At 64.7% G+C, this 13,622-nt stretch carries 14 protein-coding genes and 1 pseudogene; 12 read left to right on the plus strand and 3 right to left on the minus strand.

Annotated elements, in window-relative coordinates; genetic code table 11:
- Nucleotides 1–110 precede the first annotated feature (110 nt).
- The gene (locus BRAS3843_RS27870; RefSeq protein WP_008972471.1) at nt 111–869 is read right to left on the minus strand and encodes an SDR family oxidoreductase; all 759 of its coding nucleotides are present in this window, start codon (nt 867–869) and stop codon (nt 111–113) included.
- Nucleotides 870–1,042: 173 nt separating this feature from the next.
- On the opposite strand from BRAS3843_RS27870, the gene BRAS3843_RS27875 reads away from it, so the two are divergent.
- Complete coding sequence (locus BRAS3843_RS27875) at nt 1,043–2,569, plus strand: malonyl-CoA synthase (protein ID WP_008972472.1); 1,527 nt, start codon at nt 1,043–1,045, stop codon at nt 2,567–2,569.
- Nucleotides 2,570–2,702: 133 nt separating this feature from the next.
- Here BRAS3843_RS27875 and BRAS3843_RS27880 read toward each other — a convergent pair whose 3' ends face one another.
- Complete coding sequence (locus BRAS3843_RS27880; protein WP_008972473.1) at nt 2,703–3,563, minus strand: sulfite exporter TauE/SafE family protein; 861 nt, start codon at nt 3,561–3,563, stop codon at nt 2,703–2,705.
- A 14-nt stretch (nt 3,564–3,577) separates the two neighbouring features.
- Nucleotides 3,578–3,742: a hypothetical protein gene (locus tag BRAS3843_RS41705; protein WP_175361158.1), complete on the minus strand. Its 165-nt coding sequence runs from the start codon at nt 3,740–3,742 to the stop codon at nt 3,578–3,580.
- Nucleotides 3,743–3,953: 211 nt separating this feature from the next.
- Between BRAS3843_RS41705 and BRAS3843_RS27890 the strand changes: the two genes are divergently transcribed.
- From BRAS3843_RS27890 to BRAS3843_RS27935, 11 genes and pseudogenes are all read left to right on the plus strand, one after another.
- Nucleotides 3,954–4,847: a LysR family transcriptional regulator gene (locus tag BRAS3843_RS27890; protein WP_008972475.1), complete on the plus strand. Its 894-nt coding sequence runs from the start codon at nt 3,954–3,956 to the stop codon at nt 4,845–4,847.
- A gap of 406 nt (nt 4,848–5,253) precedes the next feature.
- A complete protein-coding gene (sdhC, locus tag BRAS3843_RS27895; protein WP_008972476.1) occupies nt 5,254–5,652 on the plus strand; it encodes a succinate dehydrogenase, cytochrome b556 subunit in 399 nt (132 codons plus the stop codon).
- A 20-nt stretch (nt 5,653–5,672) separates the two neighbouring features.
- Nucleotides 5,673–6,047, plus strand: a complete 375-nt coding sequence (gene sdhD, locus BRAS3843_RS27900) for a succinate dehydrogenase, hydrophobic membrane anchor protein (RefSeq protein WP_008972477.1) — start codon at nt 5,673–5,675, stop codon at nt 6,045–6,047.
- A 3-nt stretch (nt 6,048–6,050) separates the two neighbouring features.
- Nucleotides 6,051–7,886, plus strand: a complete 1,836-nt coding sequence (sdhA, locus tag BRAS3843_RS27905; protein ID WP_008972478.1) for a succinate dehydrogenase flavoprotein subunit — start codon at nt 6,051–6,053, stop codon at nt 7,884–7,886.
- A 23-nt stretch (nt 7,887–7,909) separates the two neighbouring features.
- Nucleotides 7,910–8,692, plus strand: a complete 783-nt coding sequence (locus BRAS3843_RS27910; protein WP_008972479.1) for a succinate dehydrogenase iron-sulfur subunit — start codon at nt 7,910–7,912, stop codon at nt 8,690–8,692.
- A gap of 132 nt (nt 8,693–8,824) precedes the next feature.
- Entirely contained in the window at nt 8,825–10,987 is a 2,163-nt protein-coding gene (locus tag BRAS3843_RS27915; protein WP_008972480.1) for an ATP-binding protein, read from the plus strand.
- Nucleotides 10,988–11,097: 110 nt separating this feature from the next.
- Nucleotides 11,098–11,985 (plus strand): FkbM family methyltransferase, encoded by an 888-nt coding sequence (locus BRAS3843_RS27920; protein WP_085967032.1) that lies wholly within the window; start codon nt 11,098–11,100, stop codon nt 11,983–11,985.
- 16 nt (nt 11,986–12,001) lie between these two features.
- Nucleotides 12,002–12,388: a VOC family protein gene (locus BRAS3843_RS27925; RefSeq protein ID WP_008972482.1), complete on the plus strand. Its 387-nt coding sequence runs from the start codon at nt 12,002–12,004 to the stop codon at nt 12,386–12,388.
- Between the two features lie 77 nt (nt 12,389–12,465).
- A complete protein-coding gene (locus tag BRAS3843_RS27930; RefSeq protein WP_008972483.1) occupies nt 12,466–12,951 on the plus strand; it encodes a pyridoxamine 5'-phosphate oxidase family protein in 486 nt (161 codons plus the stop codon).
- A 14-nt stretch (nt 12,952–12,965) separates the two neighbouring features.
- Nucleotides 12,966–13,184 carry a hypothetical protein gene (locus BRAS3843_RS42340; protein WP_083841448.1) on the plus strand — a complete coding sequence of 73 codons (219 nt, stop codon included), beginning with the start codon at nt 12,966–12,968 and terminating at the stop codon, nt 13,182–13,184.
- A gap of 247 nt (nt 13,185–13,431) precedes the next feature.
- Nucleotides 13,432–13,622 (plus strand): annotated as a pseudogene (locus BRAS3843_RS27935) (OmpA family protein); the annotation flags it as partial.

The following is a 13,622-nucleotide window of genomic DNA, read 5'->3' on the forward strand; positions in this document are numbered from 1 at the left end:
CCCTCTCCCCGTAAGAACGGGGAGAGGGAGTGCACCGAACCCGCCGGGCGAACTTGTGCCGCTGAATTTTCGCGGCCAGCGATTTGGGCAGGTCCAAGCGGGGGCACACTCTAGTCCCGGTTCGCCGGCGTCTGGATGAAGCCGCGATTCCAGGTCGGGCTGATCAGGATCTCGTTGACGCAGACGCGCGGCGGCAGGCTGGCAACGAAGGCGATGGTGCGGCCGAGATCCTCCGGCTGCAGCATCCTGGCCTGTTCCTCGGCGCTCGGCACCACGGGACGCTGCTGCAGGATCGGTGTCGCGACCTCGGCCGGCATCAGGCAGCAGGCCCGCAGGCCGTTCACGCACTCTTCCATGTTGAAGGAATGTGTCAGTGCCAGCACCGCATGCTTGGTCGTGGTGTAGGCCGGACCCGGCATCTTGGAGACGTGGCGTCCGGCCCAGGACGAGACGTTGATGATGCAGCCGTCCTGCTGCGCCCGCATCGTCGGCAGCACCGCGCGCATGCAATAGAGCACGCCGTTGAGGTTGATCTCGACCAGCTGGTTCCAGCCTTCCAGCGTCATGTCATTCCAGCTTCGCTTGGGCACGTTGATTCCGGCGGAATTGACCAGGAGATCGACGCGGCCGTGGCGGCCGATGATTGTGTCGGCGGCCTTCTGCACGTCCTCGGCCTCGGCGACATCGAGCTTAAGCGCCTCGGCGGCGCCGCCCTTCGCGGCGATTCGGCTGACGACCCCGTCCAGCACCGCTTGGCGCCGACCGGAGACCACAACGGTCCAGCCGTCGGCGGCGAGCGCCTCGGCGCCGGCCTCGCCGATCCCGCTGCCGCCGCCCGTCACCCAGGCCACACGTTTACCTTTTGTCATCGATCGCGTCTCCCGTTGCCTTTGAAAGGGCGTTTTTGCTAATGCAGCCTCGTCCCGGCCGCGATCCATGAAGATGCCCTCGGGACATTAGGCCCTCATCGCTTATCGTCGAGCATGATGTTTTCGAGCACCGGTCGTTCGCCGTTCCGGATCATGCTCCAGGGGAATGTTGCATGAACCACGCTGCCAACGCCAACCTGTTCTCCCGCCTGTTCGACACGCTCGACGATCCGAGCCGGCTTGCGATCGAAACCCATGATGGCGGCCGGATCACTTACGGCGATCTGATCGCCCGCACCGGCCAGATGGCGAACGTCCTGGTGAGCAGCGGCGTCAAACCTGGCGACCGCGTCGCGGTTCAGGTCGAGAAGTCGGTCGAGAACCTCGTGCTCTATCTCGCGACCGTGCGCGCCGGCGGCGTCTATCTGCCGCTCAATACGGCCTATACGTTGAACGAGCTCGATTACTTCATCACCGACGCGGAGCCCTCGCTGGTGGTCTGCGATCCCTCCAAGGCGGAGGGCATCAGGCCGATTGCCGCCAAGGTCGGCGCCAAGGTCGAGACTCTCGATGCGAGCGGCAAAGGGTCGCTGACGGAGGCCGCCGAGAAGGCCGACAGCGCATTCGTGACCGTACCGCGCGCAGCCGATGATCTCGCGGCGATCCTCTACACCTCGGGCACGACCGGCCGCTCCAAGGGCGCGATGCTGTCCCACGACAATCTGGCCTCGAACTCGCTGACGCTGGTCGACTATTGGCGCTTCACCAGGGACGACGTGCTGATCCACGCGCTGCCGATCTATCACACCCACGGCCTGTTCGTGGCGAGCAACGTGACGCTGTTCGCGCGGGCCTCGATGATCTTCCTGCCGAAGCTCGATGCGGAGCTGATCATCAAGCTGATGGTGCGCGCCACTGTGCTGATGGGCGTGCCGACCTTCTACACGCGGCTGCTGCAGAACCCGCATCTCGACAAGGAGACGACGAAGCACATGCGTCTGTTCGTCTCCGGTTCGGCGCCGCTGCTGGCCGACACCCATCGCGAATGGTTCGCGCGCACCGGTCACGCCGTGCTCGAGCGTTACGGCATGACCGAGACCAATATGAATACGTCCAATCCCTATGACGGCGAGCGCGTGCCCGGTGCGGTCGGCTTCCCGCTGCCTGGCGTCTCGTTGCGTGTCACCGATCCCGAGACGGGCAAGGAGCTCGCGCGCGACGAGATCGGCATGATCGAGGTCAAGGGTCCCAACGTGTTCGGGGGCTATTGGCGGATGCCGGAGAAGACCAAGTCGGAATTCCGCGACGACGGCTTCTTCATCACCGGCGACCTCGGCAAGATCGATCCCAAGGGCTATGTCCACATTCTCGGGCGCGGCAAGGATCTGGTGATCTCCGGCGGCTTCAACGTCTATCCGAAGGAGATCGAAAGCGAGATCGACGCCATGCCGGGCGTGGTCGAATCCGCCGTCATCGGCGTACCGCATCCCGATTTCGGCGAGGGCGTCACGGCTGTGGTGGTTCGCCACGCGGGCGCTGACATCAGCGAGGCGGGCGTCTTGAAGGCACTCGACGGGCGGCTGGCCAAGTTCAAGATGCCCAAGCGGGTCTTCATCGTCGACGAGCTGCCGCGCAACGCGATGAGCAAGGTGCAGAAGAACGTGCTGCGCGATCAGTACAAGGATATTTATACGAAGTGACCCTGTCGTCCCGGCGAAAGCCGGGACCCATACCGCGTGATCTTCGAAACGGGCAGGCGGCGAGTACGGCGCACGACAATCAAAGCCTGTGGTTATGGGCCCCGGCTCAAGGCCGGGGCGACAGCGGAGTTGGTTACTGCCCCGACACCAGACTGATCACAAACCGCGCGCCGACGATGAAGAGATAGCAGCCGAAGGCCGCTTCCAGCGTGCGCTTGCCCATCGCATGCGCGACGCGGACGCCGAGCGGGGCGGTGAACAGGCTGAGCGGCATCACCAGAACCGCGCCGATCAGCGAGACATAGCCGACGGCAAATGGCAGCTGCAGCGCCATCACCTCGGGATAGCGCGTGGCCGCCGGCCAGCCGGCATAGATGTAGCCGAGCGCGCCGGGAATCGAGATCAGCACCGCCAGCGCCGATGAGGTCGCGACCGCCTGATGGATCGGCCGGCCATAGAACGTCATCAGCAGATTGGAGAACAGGCCGCCGCCGATTCCCATCAGCGTCGACAGCAGCCCGACGATGAGACCATAGGCCTTCATCAGCGGTCCTTTCGGCAGATCCTCGCCGAATTTCCAGTGGTCGCGGGCGAAGATCAGCCGCGCCGCGGCCGACCATGCCACCGCCACGAAGACGATCTTGAACAAGCGCTCCGGCGCGTAGCGCGCAATGACGCTGCCGCCGACCACGCCCACGATGATCGGCAGTGCCCAAACGCGGATCACGGCCATGTCGACCGCGCCGCGCGCATGATGCGCCCGAAAGGAGCGGATCGCGGTCGGGATGATGATCGCCAGCGAGGTGCCGACGCAGAGCGGCATCCGCACCTCCAGCGGGACGCCGGCAATGCGGAAGCATTCATAGAGCACCGGCACCAGGATCGCGCCGCCGCCGATGCCGAACAGGCCGGCCAGGAAGCCTGAGAGCGCGCCGACCAGGATCAGCGCGAATGCGAGCTCGATCAGGCTGCTGACCTCGACGGTGACCGGCATGTGGAGCAACGATCCTAACGCTGGCGACCGACGAAGAGGCCTGCCAACGCCGCCAGAGGCGGCGCCGCGCACACCAGCGCAAACTCCAGCGCGGCCAAGGGGGCGATCTCGTGCTGGATCAGCAGCGCGAGACAGCTCGCGAACAGGCCTGCTGCGGCGAACCCGAGGACACAGGTCAATGGTTCATCTCCGCTCGGCCTCCGTCGGACCTGGTCGCCCCGGCGGGAGCGGGGAGCGGCAAAGCGAAGCCAGGTTTTCGAGGTCGCGCGCTGCATGGGCGTCTCCGGGAGTGGCGGCCAGTCCTCACCCCACACCGTAGACTCTTTCAATACTTGGGAGTATGCGGCAAATTCGGTCAGCTCTCTTGCGCTTGGCGGAAGGATCGCGCGCATGGATCAGCTTGCGGCGATGACGACCTTTGTGCGTGTCGTGGAGGCCGGCAGTCTGTCGGGCGCCGCCCGCGCCGCGCATGCCTCCTTGACCTCGGTCAGTCGCCAGATCGCCGCGCTGGAAGCGCACTACAGCGCGCAACTGCTGCTGCGGACCACCCGACGCCTTGCTCTGACCGATGCGGGGCGGCTGCTCTACGAGCGGGCCAAGACCGTCCTGAGCGAGGTCCGCGAGATCGAGACCGCTCTGTTGTCCAACCAGCAGGAGCTCACCGGCCGGCTCCGCGTGAGTGCGCCGAGCCTGATGGGACGGCTGTTGCTCGCGCCGTTGCTGCCCGCCTTCCTGCGCCGCCACCCTCAGCTCTCGCTCGATCTCCTGCTGCTGGACCGTCCTGTCGACCTGATTGCAGAGGACATTCACGTGGCGCTCCGCATCGGGCGCCTGCCGGATTCGCAATTGATGACGCGAAGGCTCGGCGAACTCACGATGATCGTCTGCGCCGCGCCGGAGTATCTGCGCGCGTACGGCGAGCCACAATCGCCGCGCGAGCTGGCGGGGCACGATTGCCTGGTGTTCTCGGACGCGCCGGGGGCCGGTGATTGGCGTTTCCGCAACGCGGATGGCGGCGAAGGGAAGGTCCGTGTGTCCTGCAGGCTCTGGATCAACAGCCTGGATGCGCTGGTTCCGGCCGCCAAGGAGGGCCTCGGCATCGTCAGGGTGCCGTCTTGGCAAGTGAAGGATGCGATCCAGGCCGGCGAGCTGCGTCGGATCCTGACCGCGTATGAACTGCCGCCCACACCGGTGCAGCTGGTTTTTCCGCCGGCGCGGCTCGGCGCTCCCAAAACGCGCGCGCTGGTCGATCATGTGGCGGCGTGTTGGTCAGCGCTCGACTAATTCCTGCAGCGCGGGCCCGCAGGCGGCTTGGAACAGGGTTGCGCAAACGTCATTGCGTCCGGGCGAGTGCGGTCGAAACCTGAGCAGCAAGCGCCTGGAGCAAGAAGTGAATCTTGGGCTTACAGCAGCGCGGACGCCGTTACACGCCAATCCCTTTAGCTAACTGACGCAAAAGAAGTGAATTTCTATTGCTGACAGCGACTCGCGACCCGGCTCTGGTATACCACGGAGCTGATTGGCCCTTTCAGGATGGCTGTCCTAGGACTGAATAGTGGTTCGGTTTCTGCCTATTTGGTCGTTGCGCAGTCTGTTCCGACTCCGTAAATAAAGGCCGCCTCCCACGATCCACGACGGGCTTGCAAGCGCGAGCTGTTTGCGGCCCACAAGAATAAGTCAAAGCGCATCGATGACCGCCAGGATCGAACGACCTCTCTCACCACATATCCAAACCTACCGCTGGACGCTGACGATGATCTTGTCGATCGTCCATCGCGCCACCGGGATTGCACTTTATTTCGGGACCTTGCTGCTCGCCTGGTGGCTGATCGCCGCGGCGTCAGGGCCCAGCGCCTATTCCTATGTGCAGGCCTTCACCTCCAGCATCATCGGCCGGCTCATCGTGTTCGGCTTCACCTGGGCACTGCTGCACCATCTGCTCTCGGGGATCAGGCATTTCGTCTGGGACCTCGGCTACGGCTTCAAGCCGAATGAGCGCGAGGCGCTGACCTGGGGCGCGCTGATCGGCGGTATTTTCCTGACCGTTCTGGTCTGGATCTTGGCTTACGCGGTGGGAGGCGGCCGATGAGCGATACGCGCGCAAAATCGATGCGGACCCCGCTCGGCCGCGTCCGCAATCTCGGTGCGGCTCATTCGGGCACCACCGATTTCTGGCGCCAGCGCATCACCGCGGTGGCGATGACGCTCCTGATCATCCCGGTCGTCGCGGTCGTGATCATGCTGCTCGGCCGCAACCAGGCCGGCGCTGCGCAAATTCTCGGCTCGCTGCCGATTGCGATGATCATGCTGCTCTTCATCGTCGCAAGCTGCTGGCACATGAAGATCGGCATGCAGGTCGTGATCGAGGACTACGTGCATAGCGAGCCGCTCAAGCTGATCGCCATCATGGCTAACAATTTCTTCGCGGTGACCGTGGCACTGGCCTCGATCTACGCCATCTTCAAACTTTCATCCGGAGTCTAGTCCATGGCCGGCGGAGCAAATGGCAGCGCGAACGGCGCGCCCGCGACGAACGGGAAAGCCTATCCGATCGAAGATCACACCTACGACGTCGTCGTGGTCGGTGCCGGCGGAGCAGGCTTGCGCGCGGTGGTCGGCTGCAGCGAAGCGGGCCTGCGCACCGCCTGCATCACCAAGGTGTTCCCGACGCGCTCCCATACGGTCGCGGCTCAGGGCGGCATCTCCGCCTCGCTCGGCAACATGCATCCGGACGATTGGCGCTGGCACATGTACGACACCGTCAAGGGGTCGGACTGGCTCGGCGACCAGGACGCGATCGAGTACATGGTGCGCAACGCGCCCGAGGCGGTCTACGAGCTCGAACATTGGGGCGTGCCGTTCTCGCGTACCGAGGACGGCAAGATCTACCAACGGCCGTTCGGTGGCATGACCATGGACTACGGCAAGGGCCAGGCGCAGCGCACGTGCGCTGCCGCCGACCGCACCGGTCATGCGATGCTGCACACGATGTACGGTCAGTCGCTGCGGCACGCCGCCGAGTTCTTCATCGAGTTCTTCGCCATCGATCTGATCATGGACGATCAGGGTGCCTGCCGCGGCGTGATCGCGCTCAAGCTCGACGACGGCACGCTGCACCGCTTCCGCGCCCAGACCACGATTCTCGCCACCGGCGGCTACGGCCGCGCCTACGCCTCCTGCACCTCGGCGCACACCTGCACCGGTGACGGCGGCGCGATGGCGCTGCGCGCCGGCCTGCCGCTGCAGGACATGGAGTTCGTGCAGTTCCACCCGACCGGCATCTACGGCTCGGGCTGTCTGGTCACCGAGGGCGCCCGCGGCGAAGGCGGCTATCTCGTCAACTCCGAGGGCGAGCGCTTCATGGAGCGCTATGCGCCCTCCGCGAAGGACCTCGCCTCGCGGGACGTCGTCTCGCGGGCGATGACCATCGAGATCCGCGAAGGCCGCGGCGTCGGCAAGAAGAAGGACCACATCTTCCTGCATCTCGACCATCTCGATCCGAAGGTGCTGGCCGAGCGGCTGCCCGGCATCTCCGAGTCCGCCAAGATCTTCGCCAATGTCGACGTCACGCGCGAGCCGATCCCGATCGTGCCGACCGTGCACTACAACATGGGCGGCATCCCGACCAACTATCACGCTGAGGTCCTGACCAAGGTGAATGGCGACGACAACGCCGTTGTGCCCGGCCTGATGGCCATCGGCGAAGCCGCCTGCGTCTCCGTGCACGGCGCCAACCGGCTCGGCTCCAACTCGCTAATCGACCTCGTGGTGTTCGGCCGCGCCGCGGCGCTGCGGCTCGCCGAGAAGTTGACGGCCAACGGCAAGCAGCCGGATCTGCCGAAGGACTCGGCCGACAAGGCGCTCGGCCGGCTCGATCACTTCCGCTATGCCTCGGGCGGCACGCCGACTGCGAAGCTGCGCGAGAGCATGCAGCATGTGATGCAGAACAATTGCGCGGTGTTCCGCACCGGCGAGGTGCTGCAGGAAGGCCATAACCTGATCCACAAGGTCTATGGCGGCATCGGCGACATCGCGGTGTCGGATCGCTCGCTGGTCTGGAACTCCGATCTGGTCGAGACGCTCGAGTTCGACAACCTGATCGCGCAGGCGGTGGTGACGATGGATTCCGCCGGCAACCGCACCGAAAGCCGCGGCGCGCATGCGCGCGAGGATTTTCCGGATCGCAACGACGTCAACTGGATGAAGCATACGCTGGCGTGGATCGACCGCGATGGCAACACCACGATCGATTACCGCCCCGTGCACAACTACACCATGACCAACGACGTGCAGTACATCCCGCCAAAAGCGCGCGTGTACTGAACAACCGAGAAGGCCCTTTTGAAATGGCTGAGTTTGCGCTTCCCAAGAATTCGCAGATCATCGGTGGCAAGACCTGGCCGAAACCGGCCGGCGCCACCGAGGTGCGTGAGTTCAAGGTCTATCGCTGGAATCCGGATGACGGCAAGAATCCGAGCGTCGACACCTATTATATCGACGTGAATGATTGCGGCCCGATGGTGCTGGACGGGCTGATCTGGATCAAGAACCACATCGACCCGTCGCTGACCTTCCGCCGCTCCTGTCGCGAAGGCGTCTGCGGCTCCTGCGCGATGAACATCGACGGCCAGAACACGCTGGCCTGCACCAAGTCGATGCACGAGGTGAAGGACGGCGCGGTCAAGATCAACCCGCTGCCGCATCAGCCTGTCGTCAAGGACCTGGTTCCCGATCTCACCAATTTCTACGCGCAGTATGCCTCGATCGAGCCGTGGCTGAAGACGACTTCGCCGACGCCGCAGAAGGAATGGCGGCAGAGCCACGAGGATCGCGAGAAGCTCGACGGCCTCTATGAATGCATCCTCTGCGCCTGCTGCTCGACCTCCTGCCCGAGCTACTGGTGGAATAGCCAGCGCTATCTCGGACCGGCCGCGCTGCTGCAGGCAACGCGCTGGGTCAAGGACAGCCGCGACGAGGCCACCGGCGAGCGACTCGACAATCTCGAGGATCCGTTCCGGCTCTATCGCTGCCACACCATCATGAACTGCGCCAAGGCTTGCCCGAAGGGCCTCAACCCCGCCGAAGCGATTGCGGAACTCAAGCTGAAACTGGTCGAGCGGCAGATCTAGGCTAGCCGTCCGCAACCAAGCTCCGCTCACACTTCAGCGCCCCTGGAACCGACCCTCGGTTCCGGGGCGCTCGCTTTTTTGTGATCATGGTCGAATTGCGATAAGCTGGCGGCACGAGGGGCTGGAGCGACCGTGCAGCTTGCACAACGCAATTCCTTGAGACTGCTGCGATCGATGCTGGTCGCTTCGCTGGCGCTGCCGATTGCGCTGTTCGTCTTTGCCGCCACCGTCTCCTACGACTCCACGCATCAAGAAGCCGATCGCGAGATCGAGCGCTCGCTTGATGTCGTGCACGAGCATGCGCTGAAGGTGTTCGAGACGATCGACCGCAGCCTGTCGGAGACGGACGAGATTGTCCGCGGCCTGCAGGACGCGGATATTCGGACGCACGAGCAGGCGCTGCATACGCGGTTGCGCCAGCTCGCCGAGGCGCTGCCGCAGATGAAGTCGGTCTGGGTGTTCGACGCGCATGGCCGCGCGCTCGTGAACAGCGTGGTCTATCCCGCACCTGATATCGACTTCTCCGACCGCGATTATTTCAGCGCTCACGTCGCGACCAATATCGGGACCTTCATCGGCGCCGCGCTGGCGCCACGTCCGCCCTATCAGGGCGCCTCTTTCTTCGGGGTCAGCCGCCGGCGTCAGAGCGATGGCGGCGGCTTTGCGGGCGTGATCCAGGTCTCCGTGCTGCCGGACTATTTCCAGCAGTTCTACGCCAGGCTTGGACGCGACCCCGGCAGCTATTTTGCATTGCGTCGCGTCGACGGCTCGGCCTTGGCACGATTCCCGGCGCTTGCCCGCGAGCCTGATGCGGCCAATCCGGAGGTCAGGGTGACAACCGGAAGCCCGTCGGGACTGATCACGGCGATCTCACCGGCTGACGGCATCGAGCGGCGCATCGGCTATCAACGGCTGGCCGAATATCCGCTCTATGTTGCCGCGGGGCTCGAGAGCTCAGCCATCCGCAACCGGTGGCTCGCCACGATGAGCCGGCACCTGATCTTCGGCTTGCCCGCCACAGCGCTCCTGTTCGTGTTCCTGACCCTGGCCTTGCGGCGCACCGAACGGCTCTATGCCGAGGCCGCGCGGCGCCTTGAAGTGGAGGAGGCCCTCAAACACGGCCAGCGCATGGAAGCGCTGGGCCAGCTGACCGGTGGTGTGGCGCACGACTTCAACAATCTGCTGACGGTGATCCGCGCCTCTGCCGATCTGTTGGGCCGTCCCAACTTGCCCGAGGAGCGGCGCCAGCGCTACATCGACGCGATTTCCGACACGGTTAGACGGGCATCGAAGCTGACCGCGCAGCTTCTTGCTTTTGCGCGACGGCAGGCGCTGAAGCCGGAAATCTTCGATGTCGGCAGCAGCGTGACGGCGCTGCGCGATATGATCAAGACGCTGGTGGGGTCGCGGGTCGAGGTTGTCCTCGTTGCAGGCGAGGAACCTTGCTACGTCAACGCCGATGTCGGGCAGTTCGAGACCGCACTGATCAACATGGCGGTCAACGCCCGCGACGCGATGGCGGGACAAGGCCAGCTCACAATCACGGTACGGGCCACGGCCGAACTGCCCACGCCGGTCGCGCCGCATGAGCGACCGCCGCTTGGTTATGTCGCGGTCGTGGTCGATGATACCGGGGTCGGCATTCCCGAAGCGCAATTCAGCCGCATCTTTGAGCCCTTCTTCACCACCAAGACCATCGGGCACGGCACCGGTCTCGGCCTGTCCCAGGTGTTCGGCTTCGCCAAGCAGTCCGGCGGAGAGGTCGGGGTGAGCAGCGAAGTCGGTCATGGCGCGACCTTCACGCTGTATCTGCCGCGGGCGGCAGCTGCGGTCGAGCCGAAGGCGGTCCGCGCCGGGCAGGGGGCGACGATATCAGGTGAGGGACTGTCGGTGCTGGTGGTCGAGGACAATATCGAGGTCGGACGCGCCGCGACGGAGTCCCTGGCCGAGCTCGGCTATCGCACCATCCTGGTCGACAATGCCAAGGATGCGCTCGAAGAGCTGGTCGGCGGCACGCAGCGGTTCGACGTGGTGTTTACCGACGTCGTCATGCCTGGCATGACCGGTCTCGAGCTTGCTGAGGAAATGCGCCGGCTCGACCTCGACATGCCGGTCGTGCTCGCGAGCGGCTACAGCCATGTCCTGGCCCAACAGGGCGCGCACGGATTCGAGCTGCTGCAGAAACCCTACTCGATCGAGGAATTGTCCCGCGTGCTGCACAAGGTGGGTTCGGTGCCGAGGCACGGCGCCCCGCCGATGGCTCCGGCGCCGATGGCGCCGCTGAGACATGATTAAGACATCATAGAGCCCGGAGCTTGACGTTGTCCTTCGATACTGCGGGGGCCATCAGCCGAGGTGCCGCCGGGCGTCGCCGCTTGGCGGGCGAAAGAGCAGGGAAGGAAAAGATGACGGCGGTGCGCGCACTGAAGTCACATCTGGAGCCGGGTGAGAGGCTCTCGTCCGGGACCGTGACATTGGACCAAGGTTCTGCCTCGGCGCCGTTCGGGGCCTTTGCGCCAAATTGGGCGCAGGCTGCGGTGATCGCGCTGGCCCATCGCTCGGGGCTGAAGCGCGGCGCGTTCCGCCCGATCTTGTCGCGGCTGCTCAATCTGCTCCGCGCCGGTCCTGTCGACGCGCGCTTTCAGGGCGCGTCGTTTCGATTTTATCACCAGTTCAGCGCGACCGAGCGTGGCGCCCTGTTCAACCCGGATTATGATCGCGCCGAGCTCGATTTCCTGCGCGCGCATCTCCCTGCGGGCGGCGTGTTCGTCGATCTCGGCGCCAACGTCGGCACCTACGCGCTGACCATGGCGCGCCATGTAGGCCCGCGCGGGGCCGTGGTCGCGGTTGAGCCGCATCCGGTTGCGCATGCGCGCCTGGCTTTCAACGTTGCGGCGTCGTCTCTGGTCCAGGTGAGCCTGGTTGCTGCCGCCGCGGCAGATCGCGACGGCGAGGTCATGATTGTGACCGATGCCGATAACCTTGGTGCCAGCCACGTGACTTCAGCACCTGCAGACAGTGCCTTCCAGGTGCCTGCGCGGCGGCTTCGGCGCATAATCGACGACGCAGGCCTCACAAAAGTCGATGCATTGAAGATCGACGTCGAAGGGTTTGAGGATCGCGTGCTCACCGAATTCTTCTGCGCTGCGCCACCCGCGTTGTGGCCGCGCGCGGTCGTGATCGAGCATTTGTCGCGCCACGAGTGGCGGCAGGATTGCATCGCCGACATGACCGGCCGCGGCTATCGTGAGGTCGGCAAGACGCGCAGCAACACGCTGCTGCTGCTGGAGTGAACGGCAGGAGACGGCCATGATCGACCACATCGGATTTCCGGTCTCCGACTATCCGCGCGCCAAGGCGTTCTACGAGAAGGCGCTGCTGCCGCTTGGCTACGGCCTGGTGATGGAGCTGACGACGGAGCAGACCGGACACGCGCCGACCGCGGGCTTCGGCGCTGATGGCAAGCCGGACTTCTGGATCAGCGGCGAAGGCGGGATCAACAAGCCGCTCCATGTCGCTTTTGCCGCAAGGGACCGGGCCACGGTGGATGCCGTCTATCAGGCAGCCATGGCCGCCGGCGGACAAGACAACGGCGCGCCCGGCCTGCGTCCGCACTATCATCCCAATTACTATGGCGCGTTCGTGCGCGATCCCGACGGACATAATATCGAGGCGGTGTGCCACGTGCCGGCATGAGTTCCAGCCGCTGAAATCGGAACATCGCCTGATCGGCCGGCGTTAAGGCTCCCGAATATATTGAGGAGCGACCCCCAATGACCACCGGCGATGCACGCGATCAGGATCGCGTCTGGGACCTGATGAAGAAGATCGGCTATGCAATGCTGGTCACCCGCGACGGAGAGAAGATGCGGGCGCGGCCGATGGCCGCCTATATCGAGCGCGACGAGAACACGGTCTATTTCCTGACCGATGCGCGGCGTCACAAGGACGAGGAGATCGCGCGCGATCCGCACGTCAACCTGTCTTTCGCCGACGCCGGCAGCCAGAAATATGTCTCGCTGACCGGCACCGCGACGATTTCCAACGATCGCGCCAAGATCAAGGAGCTGTTCTCGACGCCAGCGAAGGCCTGGTGGGACAGCGCCGACGATCCCAATATCCGCGTGCTGAAGATCACGCCTGACGATGCGGAGTTCTGGGATTCGCCAGGAACGGTGGTGAGCTATGTGAAGATGGCCGCGGCGGCGGTGACCGGCACGCGGCCGGAGATCGGTGACAATCGCAAGGTCGCCATGTGATGCCGATCGAAGCGATGCCGATCGAACCGCCCGAGATTCCGCCGGCTACGCCGGGGCGTCCTGTCGAGCCACCGCCGGAGGATCCGGTTGGTAATCCGCAGCCGGAGGTGCCGGCACCAATGCACGAGCCTGATACGCCCGCGCCGCCGCGGGAGCTCCCGGGGAATACACCTGACGAACTCCCGGGGCGGGGACCGACGAGCCCGACCGTCCCTAATCCAGCCACGGATTGACCGCGGTTGCGGTTTACAAGCCAATGCTCGCAGCCGCGGGCACAAGGCGTCACCTCTGCTGCGGCGGAGTGCCTGCAACGCCTTGGAATTCAACACTGAATGCGACATGAATGAGGCCGGCGCGGGCGCGCGCATGCGGCAAAATAAATCGGTCGGCGCATTTGAACTGCGCCACATTCCGGCCTAACGCATATTTGTTGATCGCGCCGACTCTTATCCGAGATCATTTCCGGGGAAACGATACGACATGAGCAAACTTCGTCTTGTGCTGCTTGCGACGACCGCATTGTCGGCGGCGCAATTGGCAAGCTTCGCATCCTCTGCGCAGGCCACACCGCTGGTCGTGGCCCAGGCGCAAGGCGAAGTCGGCCCGGATGGGAAGCCGAAGCAGCCACCGCATGGACAGCCGCCGGCGCAGCCGCAACGGCCCGGCCCGGG

Source organism: Bradyrhizobium sp. STM 3843 (assembly GCF_000239815.1).
Lineage (GTDB): Bacteria > Pseudomonadota > Alphaproteobacteria > Rhizobiales > Xanthobacteraceae > Bradyrhizobium.